This window comes from Sphingomonas endolithica, from assembly GCF_025231525.1.
Lineage (GTDB): Bacteria > Pseudomonadota > Alphaproteobacteria > Sphingomonadales > Sphingomonadaceae > Sphingomonas > Sphingomonas endolithica.
The window spans coordinates 3,576,307-3,592,685 of sequence record NZ_CP103057.1; the positions used below are offsets into that span (position 1 = coordinate 3,576,307).

Annotated in this window: 18 protein-coding genes; 6 read left to right on the forward strand and 12 right to left on the reverse strand. The window is 64.9% G+C overall.

The features are described from left to right. Positions 1-269 precede the first annotated feature (269 nt). Both glf and NV382_RS16875 read right to left on the reverse strand, forming a co-directional pair. Positions 270-2,681, reverse strand: a complete 2,412-nt coding sequence (gene glf / locus NV382_RS16870) for a UDP-galactopyranose mutase (RefSeq protein WP_260597880.1) — start codon at positions 2,679-2,681, stop codon at positions 270-272. Between the two features lie 285 nt (positions 2,682-2,966). Next, complete coding sequence (locus NV382_RS16875) at positions 2,967-3,515, reverse strand: DUF4142 domain-containing protein (RefSeq protein ID WP_260597881.1); 549 nt, start codon at positions 3,513-3,515, stop codon at positions 2,967-2,969. A 209-nt stretch (positions 3,516-3,724) separates the two neighbouring features. Here NV382_RS16875 and NV382_RS16880 point away from each other — a divergent pair, with 209 nt between their 5' ends. From NV382_RS16880 to NV382_RS16890, 3 genes are all read left to right on the forward strand, one after another. Continuing rightward, complete coding sequence (locus NV382_RS16880; RefSeq protein WP_260597883.1) at positions 3,725-4,456, forward strand: Crp/Fnr family transcriptional regulator; 732 nt, start codon at positions 3,725-3,727, stop codon at positions 4,454-4,456. Positions 4,457-4,458: 2 nt separating this feature from the next. Then, the gene (locus NV382_RS16885; RefSeq protein WP_260597884.1) at positions 4,459-4,698 is read left to right on the forward strand and encodes a hypothetical protein; all 240 of its coding nucleotides are present in this window, start codon (positions 4,459-4,461) and stop codon (positions 4,696-4,698) included. A gap of 111 nt (positions 4,699-4,809) precedes the next feature. Next, positions 4,810-5,082 carry a hypothetical protein gene (locus tag NV382_RS16890; protein WP_260597886.1) on the forward strand — a complete coding sequence of 91 codons (273 nt, stop codon included), beginning with the start codon at positions 4,810-4,812 and terminating at the stop codon, positions 5,080-5,082. Between the two features lie 229 nt (positions 5,083-5,311). Here the strand turns inward: NV382_RS16890 and NV382_RS16895 are convergent, their stop codons facing one another. The 4 genes from NV382_RS16895 to paoA form a co-directional block, all read right to left on the reverse strand. Beyond that, on the reverse strand, positions 5,312-5,926 hold the full coding sequence (locus NV382_RS16895) for a TetR/AcrR family transcriptional regulator (RefSeq protein ID WP_260597887.1): 615 nt from the start codon (positions 5,924-5,926) through the stop codon (positions 5,312-5,314). A gap of 114 nt (positions 5,927-6,040) precedes the next feature. Beyond that, the gene (gene paoC, locus NV382_RS16900) at positions 6,041-8,260 is read right to left on the reverse strand and encodes an aldehyde oxidoreductase molybdenum-binding subunit PaoC (protein WP_260597889.1); all 2,220 of its coding nucleotides are present in this window, start codon (positions 8,258-8,260) and stop codon (positions 6,041-6,043) included. A gap of 4 nt (positions 8,261-8,264) precedes the next feature. Then, a complete protein-coding gene (locus tag NV382_RS16905; protein WP_260597890.1) occupies positions 8,265-9,215 on the reverse strand; it encodes an FAD binding domain-containing protein in 951 nt (316 codons plus the stop codon). After that, on the reverse strand, positions 9,212-9,847 hold the full coding sequence (gene paoA, locus NV382_RS16910) for an aldehyde dehydrogenase iron-sulfur subunit PaoA (RefSeq protein WP_260597891.1): 636 nt from the start codon (positions 9,845-9,847) through the stop codon (positions 9,212-9,214). Before paoA ends, NV382_RS16905 begins: the two co-directional genes overlap by 4 nt. A 168-nt stretch (positions 9,848-10,015) precedes the next feature. On the opposite strand from paoA, the gene NV382_RS16915 reads away from it, so the two are divergent. From NV382_RS16915 to hslU, 3 genes are all read left to right on the forward strand, one after another. Continuing rightward, on the forward strand, positions 10,016-10,429 hold the full coding sequence (locus NV382_RS16915) for a holin family protein (RefSeq protein WP_260597892.1): 414 nt from the start codon (positions 10,016-10,018) through the stop codon (positions 10,427-10,429). A gap of 409 nt (positions 10,430-10,838) precedes the next feature. Next, the gene (gene hslV, locus NV382_RS16920) at positions 10,839-11,387 is read left to right on the forward strand and encodes an ATP-dependent protease subunit HslV (RefSeq protein WP_260597893.1); all 549 of its coding nucleotides are present in this window, start codon (positions 10,839-10,841) and stop codon (positions 11,385-11,387) included. 80 nt (positions 11,388-11,467) lie between these two features. Further along, positions 11,468-12,763, forward strand: a complete 1,296-nt coding sequence (gene hslU / locus NV382_RS16925) for an ATP-dependent protease ATPase subunit HslU (RefSeq protein WP_260597894.1) — start codon at positions 11,468-11,470, stop codon at positions 12,761-12,763. On the opposite strand, the gene NV382_RS16930 is transcribed toward hslU, so the two are convergent. The 6 genes from NV382_RS16930 to NV382_RS16955 all read right to left on the reverse strand — a co-directional run bounded on the left by NV382_RS16930 (position 12,760) and on the right by NV382_RS16955 (position 16,374). Further along, positions 12,760-13,143 carry a DUF6491 family protein gene (locus tag NV382_RS16930; RefSeq protein WP_260597895.1) on the reverse strand — a complete coding sequence of 128 codons (384 nt, stop codon included), beginning with the start codon at positions 13,141-13,143 and terminating at the stop codon, positions 12,760-12,762. The two genes, hslU and NV382_RS16930, sit on opposite strands and share 4 nt — an antisense overlap. A gap of 62 nt (positions 13,144-13,205) precedes the next feature. Beyond that, a complete protein-coding gene (locus tag NV382_RS16935; protein ID WP_260597896.1) occupies positions 13,206-13,592 on the reverse strand; it encodes a DUF6491 family protein in 387 nt (128 codons plus the stop codon). Positions 13,593-13,644: 52 nt separating this feature from the next. Continuing rightward, entirely contained in the window at positions 13,645-14,382 is a 738-nt protein-coding gene (gene gloB, locus NV382_RS16940) for a hydroxyacylglutathione hydrolase (protein ID WP_260597897.1), read from the reverse strand. Between the two features lie 31 nt (positions 14,383-14,413). Next, positions 14,414-14,848, reverse strand: a complete 435-nt coding sequence (locus NV382_RS16945) for a VOC family protein (RefSeq protein WP_260597898.1) — start codon at positions 14,846-14,848, stop codon at positions 14,414-14,416. A gap of 45 nt (positions 14,849-14,893) precedes the next feature. Then, positions 14,894-15,646, reverse strand: coding sequence for a tetratricopeptide repeat protein (locus NV382_RS16950; RefSeq protein WP_260597899.1), 753 nt, complete (start codon positions 15,644-15,646; stop codon positions 14,894-14,896). Then, entirely contained in the window at positions 15,643-16,374 is a 732-nt protein-coding gene (locus tag NV382_RS16955; protein WP_260597901.1) for an alpha/beta hydrolase, read from the reverse strand. Before NV382_RS16955 ends, NV382_RS16950 begins: the two co-directional genes overlap by 4 nt. Positions 16,375-16,379: the final 5 nt, after the last annotated feature.

Below are 16,379 nucleotides of genomic sequence, written 5' to 3' on the forward strand. Positions count from 1 at the left end.
GCGCCAGTGGCTCAGAGACGGTTCGTGGTCGCGTCTGCGCAGCCCATATGGTCACCACGGACTTGTTCCAGGGGCCGCCGAGCGGCTTTCGCGCGGGCCTTTTCTTGGCCACTGAACATGCGGCACGGGGGACCCCGGACCAAGTCTGGGGTGACGCTTTGGGTGGACCCGCCCGACCGAAGTCGATGGTGCGTATGGGTTGGGCCGCTAGGCTCTGGCAACAGCGGCGACCTACCCTTTCAGGTGGTCGCCGCCATCACCAATGCAGATCAGGCCGCCTTGGTTTTCTGTCCGTCAGACGGGCCAGCGGCAACCGCTACACCAACCTTGGCGGCACTCGACGCGCCAGCCGCAACGGATCCAGTCGCCACCGCAGGCTTTGCCACCATCCGGCGATACGTCGCCAGCGCCTGCCCAACGACCTGGTCCATATTATAGTAGCGATAGGTCGCCAGTCGCCCGACGAACGTCACGTCCGCTTGCGCGATGGCCAGCGCCTCGTAGCGCTTGAACAGCGCCTGGTTCTCCTCGCGTGGGATGGGGTAATAAGGATCACCCTCCGCGCTCGGAATCTCGTAGGTGACGCTGGTGCGCGGGTGTTGCTGGCCGGTGAAGTGCTTGTACTCGCTGACGCGCGTGGACGACACCGAGGGATCGGGGAAGTTCACCACGCCCACTTGCTGGAACCACTCGACGTCATGCGTCTCGTGGCGGAACTGCAGCGAGCGGTAAGGCAGCTTGCCGTAACGATGGCCGAAATATTCGTCGATCGGGCCGGTGAATACCAAGTGATCGTGCGTGTAGACCTCGCGCACCTCGGTATAATCGACGCCCAACAGCACATCGATATTGGGGTGGTCGAGCATGCGCTCGAACATCTTGGTGTAGCCCTCCAGCGGCATCGCCTGGAAGGTGTCGGTGAAGTAGCGATCGTCGGTGTTGGTCCGCGTCGGCACGCGCGAGGTGACCGACTTGTCGAGCTCGGACGGGTCCATGCCCCATTGCTTGCGCGTATAGCCCTGGAAAAACTTCTCGTAGAGATCACGCCCGACCTTCGAAATCACGACGTCGGCAGACGTCTTGACGACGTCGACCGGCTCAGCACGACTGGCGAGGAACGCCTCCGCATCCTCGTCGGTCTTCAGATCGAGATCGTACAGCATGTTGAGCGTCGTGCGATTGATCGGCATCGGCACCAGCTTGCCATCGACATCGGCGAGCACGCGATGCTCGTAGGGCCGCCATTCGGTGAAGCGCGACAGATAGTCGACGATCTCGTCCGAATTGGTGTGGAAGATGTGCGGCCCATATTGATGGAACAGGATGCCCGCATCGTCGAACAGATCGAAGGCATTGCCGGCGATATGCGGCCGGCGATCGACCACCAGCACCTTCTTGCCCGAGCCCGCGGCAAGCCGCTCCGCCATCACCGATCCGGCGAAACCTGCACCGACGATCATCACATCATAATGCTTCGACCGGTCGCCTGGCATGCGATCGGCGGCTGCGAAAGCGCGCACGTTGCTGCGCCTGGCACGCTCGATCAGCTGCGCCATCTGCGCCTGGGTGTTGTCCCACGACAGATCGGCGAGCGCAGCATCAACCGCAGCGCGCCACGTGCCATCGGTCCGCGACAGCGCAAGCGCATCGTCACACGCCTGCACGAACGCCTCCGGCGTTTCGGCGATGCGCACGGCCTCCAGATCGCCGTAATGACGCACGACGTCGACAATCGGCGTGGACACCACCGGGCGTCCGGCCGCCAGATATTCGGGGGTCTTGGTCGGGCTGATGAACCGCGTCGAGTCGTTGATCGCAAACGGCATCAACGCGACGTCCCACCCGCGTAGGTAATCCGGCAATGCTGCATAATCGCGGCCGCCGAGATAGTGCAGGTTCGCGCGGCGCGGCAGTTCGTCTTCGGAAATCTTCACCACCGGCCCGACGATCACGATCGACCAATCGGGTCGCGCGACCGCCAGTGTGTCGAGCAGGTTCAGGTCCATCCGCTCATCGACTACGCCGTAGAAGCCGAAGCGCGGCCGGGGCAGCGAAGCCTGATCGACCGGCTCGTTGCCGGGGCCACGCGCCGCGGCGAAATGCGCTACGTCCACGCTTGACGGGAACGCGTGGATGTTGGCGTGCCGGTTGCGCTTTGCCTCGTACAGGCTGTGGCCGCCGGTGAACACGATATCGGCCTGATCGAGCAACCGCTGCTCGAGCGCGAGTAATTGCGATGGCGCGTTCTTGAAGTTGGCGAGTTCGTCCATGCAGTCATAGACGACGCAATCTGCTGCGACATGCTCGGAGAAGGGCAGCATCATCGGCGTGTAATACCAGCGGATCAACGACTTGCGGTTACCGAGCAGCTCATCGAGCAGCGGATGCAAGGCATCGTTCTCGGCCTCGCTGGACAGGCCGCCCTGCAGTTCGGGCGTCACCACCACGACACCACTGTTGGAACAGGTCTTTACCGCCAGCCGCGGGGCGGACAGCCCGCTGACATAGCGCGGCTCTTCCCAATACAGCACCTGGGCCTGCTGCGCGAAGCGGCTCATCAGATGTTGTGGACGCTGGAAGACGAAATCCCACCGCAAATGGCTGAAGCAGATCAGCGTGCGATCGTGATGCTGTTCCTCATACCCGCTGCCATGCGTATCGTGTTCTTGGCTGCGGTGCATATCTGAAACCTTGCTGTAAAATGAACAGGATGAACAAGAGGGGGTGCACTTTTGTTCCGTCTGCGCCCTTGGCGACCCGGATAGCGCAAATTTCGGCGCATGTACTTGACCTGCGTCAATCCGTCCGAGCCGTGCAGTGACGCACCGCCATCAGCCATGCTCTCCCGGCGATCTCTGGCGACCAGCGAAGGAGGATAAAGGCGCGTTCAGGTTGTAACCTGGCCGCGGAAGCAGAAGCTCCCGCGGCCAAAGTACCGACGACCCCGATCGAGGTCGTCGCGTCTCTTACATGCCCTGCATATTGTGCGACTTGCCGTCCTGCAGCTTCATCGCCGCGTTCAGATGCTGCTTGACGATCGGCACTGCGGCCTTTGCCGAGGTGCGCAACGGTGCCTGATCGCCGCCCGTGGCGAAGCTCTGGTGCAGGTCGAGCGCAGCCTGATGCGCCGGAACCTGCTGGCCAAGATACAGCCGGTCGAAGTCGGCCGGTGCGGCAGTCTGCAGTTCGTTGATCGATGCGGTCGCGCCGGCATCCAGCATCGGCGGTGTCGGCGTCAGGCCGGCTTTTTGCGCTGCCTTCATCGTTGCGGCCGTGGTTTTCTGGTGATGCTTGATCAGCATCGTGGCGAACTTGCGGATCGCCGGGTTCTGCGTCTTTTCGAGTGCGACCTGGCTCGAGTTGATCTCGTACAAATCGCTCATCCCGGCGGCCATCACATAGGGCATCGCGCTGGTCTTCGCCTCAGGCGGCGGCGGCGGCGGAGGGGTCTGCGCCATGGCCGGCATGGCATAGGCAGCCAACGTCGCGATGAAGGCTAAGCTTTTACGTTGCATGAATTTTCTCCTGTTTTTCGTCTGGCTGCAACCATCGCCCACGCGCGTGGTTCCGCCTGAGTTGGACAGGATCAACCGATCACAATCCAGGTTAGTGATATTGCGGCTTAACCCAGGATAATGCGCGCTTGATCTTGCTCTCCCAATCACCGGCGTAACTGCCTCGCGCCATAGTGGCTGCGCGGGGCAACCAGGGATCGCAAAACAGCATGAACGCGAACGACGATAGTCCTTACGAAGCGCTGATCGCCAAGCTCCGGCGAATGGGGCCGATCGACGCCGACGACATAGCGGCCGTGACCGCCTTGTCCGTGCGGCGGGAGAGTCGCCGCGCGAGCACGTACCTGGTGCGCGAAGGCGACCGGGTCGATACGTGCGCGGTGCTGGTGACGGGCTATGCCTGCCGCAGCAAGACGACGCGCGAAGGCCGCCGGCAGATCGTCTCGTTCCACATGCCGGGCGACATCCTGGACGTTCAGCACATCCTGCTCGATCGCGCCGACCATAATGTGCAGGTGATCACACCCGCCACCTATGTCGTGATGAAGGCAGCGGACCTGCGCGATCTCGTCCATCGCCGTCCCAACATCGCCGACGCGCTGTGGCGCGATTCGTTGATCGATGCATCGGTGTTCCGCGAATGGGTGCTCAACGTCGGGCAGCGCGACGCGCGGACCCGCATTGCGCACATGCTGTGCGAATTCGCGGTGCGCAACGCGGCGGCCGGGCAGGGGTCGCCGGAACGGTTCGACCTGCCGATGACGCAGGAGACGATCGGCGACGCGACCGGACTCACGCCGGTTCACGTCAACCGCATGCTCGCGGCGCTGGATGCGGAAGGCGTGATCGTGCGTCAGCGGCAGCAGATCCAGATTGCCGACTGGCCGCGCATGAAGCGCATCGCCGATTTCGACGCAGCCTATCTCCACGAAGCCGCCTGAGCGTGATCCCACGCTACGAGCAGGTGGAGTTGCGCACCGCTCGCGATCATGAAGGCGTCGTCGTGTTTGACGGCAACGTGCTGGTCGCGGTGTTGGCGAGGTTGAGCGCGGATCACGGCGACGATGCGGGGCGCTGGTCGATCGAATTCCTGCCCGGCCATGAAGGGGAGAGACTGCCCGATCCATTCGCGGACTTGCCGGATGCGGCACGTTGGATCGAAGGGGGCGCGGGCGAGGCTTGAACCGCGCCTTTTGCGGCGCGATGCCGACGACACATGCTTGACGTGGCGGAGGGGTTATCGGATGCGGTCGTTCATAGCGCAATTAATGCCCTAGCAGGAAGGATACGAGCAATGGCCGCAGACAAGATGGAGATCGACCAGTCGACGATCCTCGACAACGTGCACGAACAGATGGTGGAGTTCAGCGCAGAGGTGGATGGCGACGAGTATGAATTCGGCGTGCAATATGCCGTGCTCGAAGCACTGAGCGGCGACGCCCCCGACGACGATGCCGTCGAGATGTTCAACCTGTTCAGCGACGCGATCGCCGAAGCCGGGCTGGTGGCACTGGCGCGCAACAGCGATCCGGCGCTGATCGTGATTAGCGAGAACGATCTGGAATAACTGCCGAAGATGCTGCTCCCCGGCGAAGGCCGGGGCCCAGTCGGAAAGGCGGGTGTAACCAAGGGCGGCGCTCAGCCAAATGACGTCTCACGACTGGACCCCGGCCGTCGCCGGGGAACAAGAGGGGGGTGGCACCCCGTTGAATCGTGGCCCCATCCCCCAAGCCGTCACCCTAGAACTAGCCGGCGATGACGCGCAGCGATCAATTCAACCGCACGCCACCCGCAAACTATTTGGTCGGCCAGATTGTCATCGTCGTGGCAACCAGCTGCTGCAATTCCTCGCACGTGGCGCCGGAGCCACCCTGCAGCGCCAGCCCCTGCAATAGCGCGAAGAGGAACTTGACCAGCGCGGCCGCCTCCATGCCCTCGGGCAATTCGCCCGCAGCCTTGGCCTGCTCGAAGCGTGCGACCAGCGCAGCCTCGGAGGAGGCGCGGCGTTTGACGACCTCGGTCTTGATCGGCTCGGCTTCCACGCCGCAGGCCACGCTGCTGATCACGCCCAGGCACCCCTTGGGATCGCAGGTGCTCATCTGCATCTTTAGCGCCCCCGTCAGCAGCCGCTCGGCCACGCCGCGTGCCGTCGGCGCCTCCAGCGCAGTGCTCATGTAAGCCAGCTTTTCGCGCTCGTAGAGATCGAGCGCCTTGTGGAACAGCGCCTCCTTGTTCCCGAACGCGGCGTACAGGCTGGGCTTGGTGATTCCCATCGCCGCCGTCAGCTCGGCCATCGACGCCGCTTCGTATCCGTGGCGCCAGAACACTTGCAACGCCGCTGCCAGCGCGACGTCGAGATCGAACTCGCGCGGGCGGCCTTTCGTGGCCGGTGAGGAACAGAGGTTATACATACCGAACGGTATATAGGCAGCTCGCGCCTAAACGTCCAGTATCGCTAGAGAAATCTGCAGGCGCCGAGTCAACGGCCGGCAGCGGCAGGCGACACCGTCGCCCGCCGCCCCCGTTCAAGCGACATTCGGCAATTGGTGCAACATCTTGTCGAGCGTGATCGGGTAATCGCGCACCCGCACGCCGGTCGCATTGTAGATCGCATTGGCGATCGCCGCGCCCACACCGCACAGCCCCAATTCGCCCACGCCCTTGGCCTTCATCGGCGACGAAATCGGATCGACCTCGTCGAGGAAGATCACCTCCTGGTGCGGGATATCGGCATGGACCGGCACTTCGTAGGTCGCCAGATCGTGATTAACGAAGAAGCCGAAGCGCGTGTCGACCGCCAGTTCCTCCATCAGCGCGGCGCCCGCACCCATCGTCATCGCGCCGATCACCTGGCTACGTGCAGACTTGGGGTTGAGGATGCGCCCGGCGGCACACACTGCGAGCATGCGGCGGATGCGTGTCTCGCCGGTATAGGCATTCACCGCCACCTCGACGAAGTGGCCGGCGAACGTCGACTGCTGATACTTCTTGTCCAGATCGCCATATTCGATCGAGTCCTCGGCCGTCAGGCCAGCCGCGCCCGCCGCATCGGCCAGCGACACGCTGCGGCCGCCGGCACGCACCTTGCCACCGGCGAACTCGATATCGGCCGCATCGAAGCCGAGCTTCTGCGCCACCATCTCGCGCAGCTTGACGCAGGCGGCATAGACGCCGGCGGTCGAGTTGTTCGCACCCCACTGCCCGCCCGAGCCGGCCGATGCCGGCGAGTCCGAATCGCCCAGCTGCACGACCACCCGGTCGAGATCGACGCCCATCATCTCGGCGGCCGTCTGTGCGATGATCGTATAGCTGCCGGTGCCGATATCGGTCATGTCGGTGGTGACGGTCACGATGCCCTTGCCGTCGACCGCGACCCGCGCCGCCGACTTCATCAGCAGGTTGTTGCGGAAGCCCGCGCCCACACCCATGCCGATCAGCCACTGTCCGTCACGCACGCTGCCGGGCTTGGCATTGCGCTTGTTCCAGCCGAACGCCGCCGACCCCTGCTGCAGGCACTGCACCAATTGCCGCTGCGAAAAGCGCCGCTCGGGCTTCTCCGGATCGACCTGCGTATCGTTGACGATACGGAACTGCACCGGATCCATGCCGAGCTTCTCGGCCATCTCGTCAATCGCGATTTCCAACGCCATCAGCCCTGGCGCCTCGCCTGGCGCGCGCATCGCATTGCCCTCGGGCAGATCGAGCACCGCCAGCCGCATCGACGTCAGCCTATTGGCCCCGGCATACATCAGCTTGGTCTGGCTGACCGCAGTTTCGGGCTTGCCGCCGGGCAGATCGCCCGAGCCGCTCTCATGCGCAATCGCGGTGATCTTGCCGTCCTTGTTCGCGCCGATGCGGATGCGCTGCGTGGTCGCCGGACGATGCGTGGTATTGTTGATGATCAACGGGCGCTGCAGCGCGACCTTCACCGGGCGGCCCGCCGCCTTGGCGCCGAGTGCCGCCATGATCGCGTCGGTACGGACGAACAGCTTCCCGCCGAAACCGCCACCGATATAGGGCGAGATCAGCCGGACATTGTCCTTGGGGATACCGAGCGTCTTGGCGACGTCGCCCTTGCCCCAAGCGATCATCTGGTTCGATGTCCACAGCGTCAATTTGTCGCCGTCCCATGCGCCGATCGAGGCATGCGGCTCCATCATTGCATGGCTGTGATCGGGCGTGGTGTAGGTCGCGTCGAGCTTGACCGGCGCGTCGGCAAAGCCGCGCTTGAAATCGCCAATCTCCTCGACCGGCGGGGCCGCACTGCCTTCGCCGCTGCTCGCGCCCTTCAGCGGGGCGGTCTTCAGTCCCTCGGCCAGATCGTATCGGCCCTTGGCACGGGCATAGTCGACGCGGACAAGCTGTGCGGCGGCGCGCGCCTGTTCGAACGTCTCGGCCACGACCAGCGCGATGGTCTGATGGTAGTGCTGGATCTCGGGGCCACCCAGCAACAAGGCGGTGTTGAAATCGCCCTTGAACAGCTTGCCCGCATCCGCGGCAGTGACGATGGCGATCACCCCCGGCGCGGCCTTGGCCTCGGCCAGGTCCATCGAATTGATCCGCCCCTTAGCGATCCCCGCGCCGACGATATAGCCATATGCCTGATTGGCGACGACATCGTGCCGTTCATAGGCATAAGGCGCGGTGCCGGTGGTCTTGAACTTGCCGTCGATGCGGTCGTGCGGCTTGCCGATGACCTTCATTTGGTCGATCGGATTCTTGCCCGCGGGCGTGTCGAACTTCATGCGATCAACCCTTCGCTTCGGCGAGTGCGGAGGCGAGCGTGCGCTCCACCAGCGTCACCTTGAATGCATTGTCTTGCGTCGGGCGCGCGCCGGCCATCAGGCGGGCGTTCACAGCCTGGGCTCCCTGCGGCAGTGCCGCCTCCGCCGCTTCGACCCGCCACGGCTTGTGCGCCACGCCGCCGACCGCGACCCGGCCGGTGCCGTCACGCTGCACCACCGCCGCCACCGAAACGAGCGCGAAGGCATAGGATGCACGGTCGCGAACCTTGCGGTAGATCTGCGTGCCGCCGATCGGCTTGGGCAGCGTGACCGACGTGATCAGCTCGCCGCGCTTGAGCACGGTGTCGATGTGCGGCGTATCGCCCGGCAACCGGTGGAAGTCGGCGATCGGGATCGAGCGGGTAATGCCGTCGGGCTGCACCGTCTCGACCACCGCATCCAGCACGCGCATCGCCACCGCCATATCGCCGGGATAGGTCGCGATGCAGGCGTCGCTGCTGCCGATCACCGCCAGCTGACGGCTATAGCCGCCCAGTGCCGCGCAGCCCGATCCGGGCTTGCGCTTGTTGCACGGCTGGTTGGTGTCGTAGAAATAGGGGCAGCGCGTCCGTTGCAGCAGGTTGCCCGCAGTGGTCGCCTTGTTGCGCAACTGCCCGCTTGCACCCGCGACGATCGCACGACTGAGCACGCCGTAATCGCGCCGCACGCGTGTGTCGCTGGCCAGATTGGTATTGGTCACCAACGCACCGATGCGCAGGCCGCCATCCGGCGTGCCCTCGATACGATCGAGCTTCAGCCCGCCGACGTCGATCAGATGCGCCGGTGCCTCGATCTGCAGCTTCATCAGGTCGAGCAGGTTGGTGCCCCCTGCGATGAACTTGGCGTTTGGCGTACGCAGCGCTTCGGCCGCTGCCGCCGCGGGCGTGCTCGCCCGGTTATAGGTGAAGGGCTTCATGCGCGTTTCTCCGCAACGTCGGCCATTGCTTCCAGAATGTTGGAATAAGCACCGCAGCGGCAGATGTTGCCGCTCATCCGCTCGCGCATCTCGTCATTGGATGCGGTCGGGCGCGCCGTGAGATCGTCGGTGACGTGGCTCGGTACGCCGGCCTTGATCTCGCCCAGCACCGCAACGGCCGAGCAGATCTGCCCGGGCGTGCAATAACCGCACTGATATCCGTCATGCTTGATGAAGGCGGCCTGCATCGGATGCAGATCGTCCGGCTGGCCCAGCCCCTCGATCGTGGTGACCTTGTCGCCCTGGTGCATCACCGCCAGGCTGAGGCAGGAATTGATCCGCACGCCATCCACCAGCACGGTGCACGCGCCGCATTGGCCATGGTCGCAGCCCTTCTTGGTGCCGGTCAGTTGCAAATTCTCGCGCAGCGCGTCGAGCAGGGTGGTGCGGGTGTCGACCACGAAGGCACGGCGCTTGCCGTTCACCTCCATCGCGACCTTGGCCATGCTGGGTGCCGTACCCGGCGGCACGGCCGCCTGGGCGGTGACCGGCACCGCCACCACCGCCGCGCCGGCCGCACCGCCGGCCAGGATCGCGCGGCGCGATACGTCGAATTCTCCGCTGTCGCTCATGAAGGTAGTCCTTGGTCGCCGCGCAAGTACGCGAATGTCGTGGGATCAATAGCATAACGCGGCGGCGTTCGTAAGGTGTCCATCGATCCAACACTAAAGTGCTGTCCTACAAAGTGCCAGATAGGTTATCTTCGCCAGGTTGATTTAACCAATAGGAAGGGCGCATTCATGAGCATCATCGACGGCCTGATCGGCCCCCTGGCGGGGCTGATCGACAAGATCATCCCCGATTCGCGTGCACGGGACGCCGCCAAGCTGGAATTGTTGAAGCTGCAGGGCAGCCAGGAGGCCGAGCAGTTGCGCACGCAATTGTCGGCGATCCTGGCCGAGGCGCAATCGGCCGATCCCTGGACCAGCCGCGCGAGGCCCGGCTTCCTCTACGTCATGTATGCATTGCTGTTGTGGTCGATTCCGATGGGCTTGATCGCCGCCTTCCGCCCCGCCATGGCCCAGGGCATCGCGGCGGGCATGGGCGCGTACCTCAACGGCATACCCGAGCCGCTCTATGCGCTCTTCGGCACCGGCTATCTTGGCTACACCGCCGCGCGCAGCTGGGGGAAGGCGAAAGGCGTGGAGAAATAGTCGCCGCGGCTCAACGTTCTCAACATTCGCAACGTTCGCGGTCTGCTATCTACTGCTCCCCTACCTGTTCCCCGGCAAAGGCCGGGGTCCAGTAGCGGCTCAGAAGAGCCGCTGCGCCCGATTACCGCCGCCTTCGCGACTGGGCCCCGGCCTCCGCCGGGGAGCCACTTGTCCACTGGATTATTTGCCCGCATACATGCCAATCACGGCCCGCAAGAGGCCGACAAGCTCAGCGCCTGGGTGCCAGGGTCGAGCTCCGGCTGTATCCGGGCAAGAGCCACAACGACCTGATCATGGGCATCTCCAAGCCCTTTCGCAGCCGAGCGCGAGCCTCGGGGACAGCGTCGACTTGCTGCGGGCGAATTCGCGCTGATTGCACCATCGCCCATCCGCTCCCATATCCCGGCGCATGAGTGAAAAACTGACGTGGCACGGCACGACCATTCTCTCCGTGCGCCGCAATGGACGCGTCGTCGTCGCCGGTGACGGCCAAGTGACGCAGGGCCAGACCGTGATGAAACCCAATGCCAAGAAGGTCCGCCGCCTCGGCGACGGATCGGTGATCGCCGGGTTCGCCGGCGCCACTGCCGATGCCTTCACCTTGTTCGAGCGGCTCGAGCGCAAGCTGGAACAGCATCACGGTCAGCTGCTGCGCGCGGCAGTCGAGTTGGCCAAGGATTGGCGCACCGACAAGTTCCTGCGCAATTTGGAGGCGATGATGATCGTCGCGGACAAGGATGTGACGCTGATCCTGACCGGTAACGGCGATGTGCTCGAGCCTGAAGCGGGCGTCGCGGCGATCGGCTCGGGCGGCAATTACGCGCTCGCCGCCGCGCGCGCGCTGGTCGATTACGAACAGGATGCCGAGACGATCTGCCGCAAGGCCATGGCGATCGCCGCCGAGGTCTGTGTCTACACCAACGACCGCCTGACCGTGGAGAGCCTCGAGGCTTCCTAGAATACCGTCATCCCCGCGCAGGCGGGGATCCATAATCACGGCGGGTAATATGGATTCCCGCCTTCGCGGGAATGACAATTTTGAACGACGCCCTCACCCCCAAAGCCATCGTTGCCGCGCTCGACGAGCACATCATTGGCCAGACCGATGCCAAGAAGGCTGTCGCCGTGGCGATGCGCAATCGCTGGCGCCGCCAGCGGCTCGGCGCCGATCTGCGCGATGAGGTCTCGCCCAAGAACATCCTGATGATCGGGCCCACCGGCTGCGGCAAGACCGAGATCAGCCGCCGCCTCGCCAAACTCGCCGACGCGCCCTTCATCAAGGTCGAGGCGACCAAGTTCACCGAGGTCGGCTATGTCGGCCGTGACGTCGAGCAGATCGCGCGCGATCTGGTCGAGGAAGCGGTGCGGCTGGAGAAGGAGCGCCGCCGCGTCGCGGTGAAGGACAAGGCCGAGGATGCGGCGATGATCCGCTTGCTCGATGCATTGACCGGCAAGGGCGCCAGCGAGGCGACGCGCGAGGCGTTCCGCCAGCGCATGCGTGACGGGCATCTCAACGAGACTGAGATCGAGATCGAAATGGAGGCGCCGCCCGCCATGCCGTTCGAGGTCCCCGGTGGCGCGCCGCAGATGATCAACCTGTCCGAGATGATGGGCAAGGCGTTCGGCGGCCCGCAGCTCAAGCGCCGCAAGCTCACCGTCCCTGCCGCGTGGGAGAAACTGGTCGAGGAAGAGGCCGACAAGCGGCTCGATCAGGAAGAGGTCAGCCGCGCGGCGCTTGCCGACGCCGAAGCCAACGGCATCGTGTTCCTCGACGAGATCGACAAGATCGCCGTCTCCGACGTGCGCGGCGGCTCGGTCAGCCGTGAAGGCGTGCAGCGCGATCTGCTGCCGCTGATCGAGGGCACGACGGTCGCGACCAAATACGGGCCGATGAAGACCGACCATATTCTGTTCATCGCCAGCGGCGCGTTCCACGTCGCCAAGCCCAGCGACCTGCTGCCCGAATTGCAGGGCCGCCTCCCGATCCGTGTCGAACTGAAGGCGCTGACCGAGGCCGATTTCGTCGCCATCCTCAGCGACACCAAGGCCAGCCTGCTCCAACAATATACGGCGTTGATCGGCACTGAGGGCGTCACGGTAACCTTCACCGAAGACGGCATCGCCGCGGTCGCCAAGATCGCCGCCGACGTGAATGGCGAGATCGAGAATATCGGCGCGCGCCGCCTGCAGACGGTCATGGAGAAACTGCTCGAGGAAGTCAGCTTCAACGCCGAGGATCGCGGCGGCGAGACGGTGATGGTGGACGCGGCCTATGTCGAAAGTCAACTTGCCAGCATCGCCCGCAACGCGGATCTGTCGCGCTTCGTGCTCTAGCGCTTGGGCCGGTCATAGGGCGTGAAGCTGCCCAACCGGCACCGGCCACCGGGGATCGCACCGGGTGAGACCGGCGTGAAGCTGTCGTTGCGGCACATTTCGCCGTTCAACATCTCGACCACGGGCACTGCATTGAACCGTAGGCCGAGACACTCCTCGGGCAAGGTGTTGACCCACACCCGGCCGCGCCCCTGGCGGTAGATCAGCGTCTGCTTGCCGACGACGGTCGGGCCGTCAACCAGCCGCGGATCGACGCAGCTGACCGGTTTTCCGGCGATCCGGCCCGCCGTCGCACGGGCGAGTTCATCCGGTCGGCTCTGGCTGTCCGCGCCAGTGGCGACAGCCAGCAGCGCGATCGGCGCAAGAAGGAGGATACGCATCGACAAGCTCCCATGTCCCTGCCGCCTCAACGCACCATCGCGGGATCGTCTCCCGCGCCGCATCACTTGCGGGGCTTGTCGAACGGCGTGAACTTACCGAAGCGGCAATTGGCGCCGGGGATGCTCTGCCCGGGCGAGATGGTGCGGAAGCGATCGTTCTCGCACAATTGGCTGCCATAGACCTCGACGATCAACGTCACGTCGCGGCGCAAGCCAGGGCACGCTTCGGGCAGGTCGCTGACCCATTCGCGCCGACCGGACTGGTGATAGGCGATGCGGCGTGCATCGATGACCTGAGGCCCATTCGACTGCGATAGGTCGATGCAGCTCTGCGGGGTGCCCGCAGTCCGTCCCGCGATCAGCTTGGCAAAGTCTCGATCTGCCGTGGACGTGTCGCCTGGCACGCTGGTGCAGGCGGCTAGCAACAAGGGAAGTGCTAACCATCGCATCGGTCTTCTCCTCGTCCCCCGCGACAGCCATAAACGGTGGTGTGTCGAGCGGCTAGCCGCGAAACGCATCCTTGGCGGCACGCCGCTCGGCGAGTTGATCCGCGGAACGCGCGCGCAGGAAGGGGTTGGTCGCCAGTTCCCGGCCGATCGTGGTTGGCACGGTTGCCTCGCCCCGGGCGCGCAGTGCGACCACTTCGATCATCCGTTCTGCAATCGCTTGGTTGTCGGGCTCCGCAGTGGCGGCGTAGCGGCCGTTGCTCTCGGTATATTCGTGCGCACAATAGACGATCGTTTCGGCCGGCAGGGTGGCTAGCCGCTGCATGTTGGCGAACATCTGCGCCGCGTCGCCTTCGAACAACCGCCCGCATCCCATCGCGAACAAGGTGTCGCCGGTGAAGACGATGCCGTCGTCCGGCAGATTGAAGGTGATGTGGCCCGCGGTGTGACCTGGCGTCTCGATGACCGTCGCCACGTGATCGCCGAGCCGCACCGTGTCGCCCTCCGCCAGCGGCACATCCAGCGTCGGGATGCGCGATGCCTCGGCCGCCGGGCCGCTGACCGTCGCGCCATGCGCCAGCTTGATCGCGGCATTCCCGCCGGTGTGATCCGGATGCCAATGCGTATTCCAGATCTGCCCGATCCGCCAGCCGCGCCGGTCGGCCTCGGCCAGCACGGGAGCCGCTTCGGCGGGATCGACGACCATCGTTTCGCCGGACACCGGATCGTTGACCAGCCAGATATAATTGTCGCTGAGGGCGGGAATGCGAACGATCTCGAGCTCGGTCATCATGGGTTCCGATCCAGAAGAGCGGCGAACCGCCTTACCACTCGCCGATATTGGGCATCGAAGCCCATGGCTCGGCCGGCTCCAGCACACCGTTCTGCAGCAGCTCGATCGAGATATTGTCCCGAGTGCGAACGAACGCCATATGGCCGTCGCGGGGCGGGCGGTTGATCGTCACGCCGCCGTCCATCAGCCGCTGGCACGTTTCGTAGATGTTATCGACGCGGTAGGCGAGATGCCCGAAATTGCGTCCGCCGGAATATTCCTCCGGATCCCAGTTATAGGTCAGTTCGACCTCGGCATTGGCGCGCTCGCCCGGGGCGTTCATGTCTTCGGGCGTTGCCAGGAAGATCAAGGTGAAGCGGCCCTTCTCGCTTTCCAGGCGGCGTACTTCCTGCAGGCCGAGCAGCTCGAAGAACCGGATGGTCGCGTCGGGATCGGTGACGCGGATCATGGTGTGGAGATAATTCACGGGCAGCACGCTCCTGTCGATGTCATGCCTGAGATAGGGTCTCGCCTAAGGCTTTGCCACCGTGTCGAACTGCGCCAGCGCCGTTTGCGCGTTCTTGCCCACCGCACTGTCGGGGGCGATCGAGGCAGCCTGGCGCCACGCTGCCTTGGCGCCGTCCGCATCGCCACCCAGCGCCGCGATGTTGCCGGCCTCCAATTGTACCGCGGCATCGTCGCCGGATCGCTTCAGCGCTTCGGCAATGTCCTTCTTGGCGCGCGGCAGATCGTCCATCTTGCGCGCCAGCGTTGCCGACAGCAGCCAGGCCAGCGGATCCGCAGGGGCATCGACCAGCGCCTGATCGATGTCGACCCGCGCTCCTTCCAGCTGTCCACCAGCGACCTGCGCCCGCGCGCGGTCGAGATAGGCCTCGCCGCGATCGAGCCCGGTCAGCGTGCCCGCGGCGAGCGCCGCATCTAGCGCAGCGCGCGCCTTGACCGGCTCCTTCGCCGCCAGCCAGGCATTGCCGCCCTGCGCCCAATATAGCGCCGCGCGTGGGTTCTTCGCGATCTCGGCGGCATGGGCAGCGCCCTCGAATTCGGCGGCAGCGGCGGCCCAGCGTTCGCTGTTGGCATAAGCGATGCCGAGGCATTGCCGGGCAAGCGATCCGCCGCCGGCCAATTGCCAGCGGCCAGCCTCGGCTGCGGCGGCATCGGGGTCCCTGGTCGCGAGATCGACACACTTGTTGAAGCGTGCTTCCAGCGTCGGCGCAGGTGGCCCCGTGTCGGGCATGGCGGCGAGCAGCAGCAACGGTAGCATCATAAGCCTGTCATCACATTCTCGACCGCCGAGATGATCGTCGCGATATCCGTATCGCGCGACAGGCGGTGATCGCCATCCTTGACGAGGATCGTCTGCACATCGGCTGAACGCAGCAGTTCGGCGAGGCGCGTGGTGCGTGTCCACGACACGTCCCGGTCCAACTGGCCCTGTACGAGCCGCGTCGGGCAATCGATCGCGATCGTGCCGAACATCAGCCGGTTGGCCTCGCCCGACGCCCAGAAGCCGCCGGTGTAGACGGTCGGCTGCGGCGCGTAGGCGGAGGGGCGCTCCAGTCGGCCATTGGACAGCAGCGCGAGCTTCTCGTCGGTCGTGAAGCCCCAGTCGGTAAAGTCCGGCGCCGGTGCCACGCCCACCAAAGCGACGACCAGATCCGGCCGGTCGCGCGCCACCAGCAGCATCAGCCAGCCGCCCATCGACGACCCCACCAGCACGGCAGGGCCGCCGGCGAGTTGCTCGAGCATCGACAATACGTCGTCGCGCCAGCCGGTGAGCGTCTGATGCTCGAACGCGCCCTCGCTTTGCCCGCACCCGCCATAGTCGAAGCGCAGGAAAGCGCGGCCCTTGTCCTTGGCCCAGGCTTCCAGCGCCAGCGCCTTGGTGCCGTTCATGTCGCTGGCATAGCCAGGCAGGAAGACGATCGTCGGGCCGGTGCCCGGGGTCAGGTGATAGGCAAGCGCAGGGCGCAGCAGCGGGGGCGTTCCGGTCATGCTGC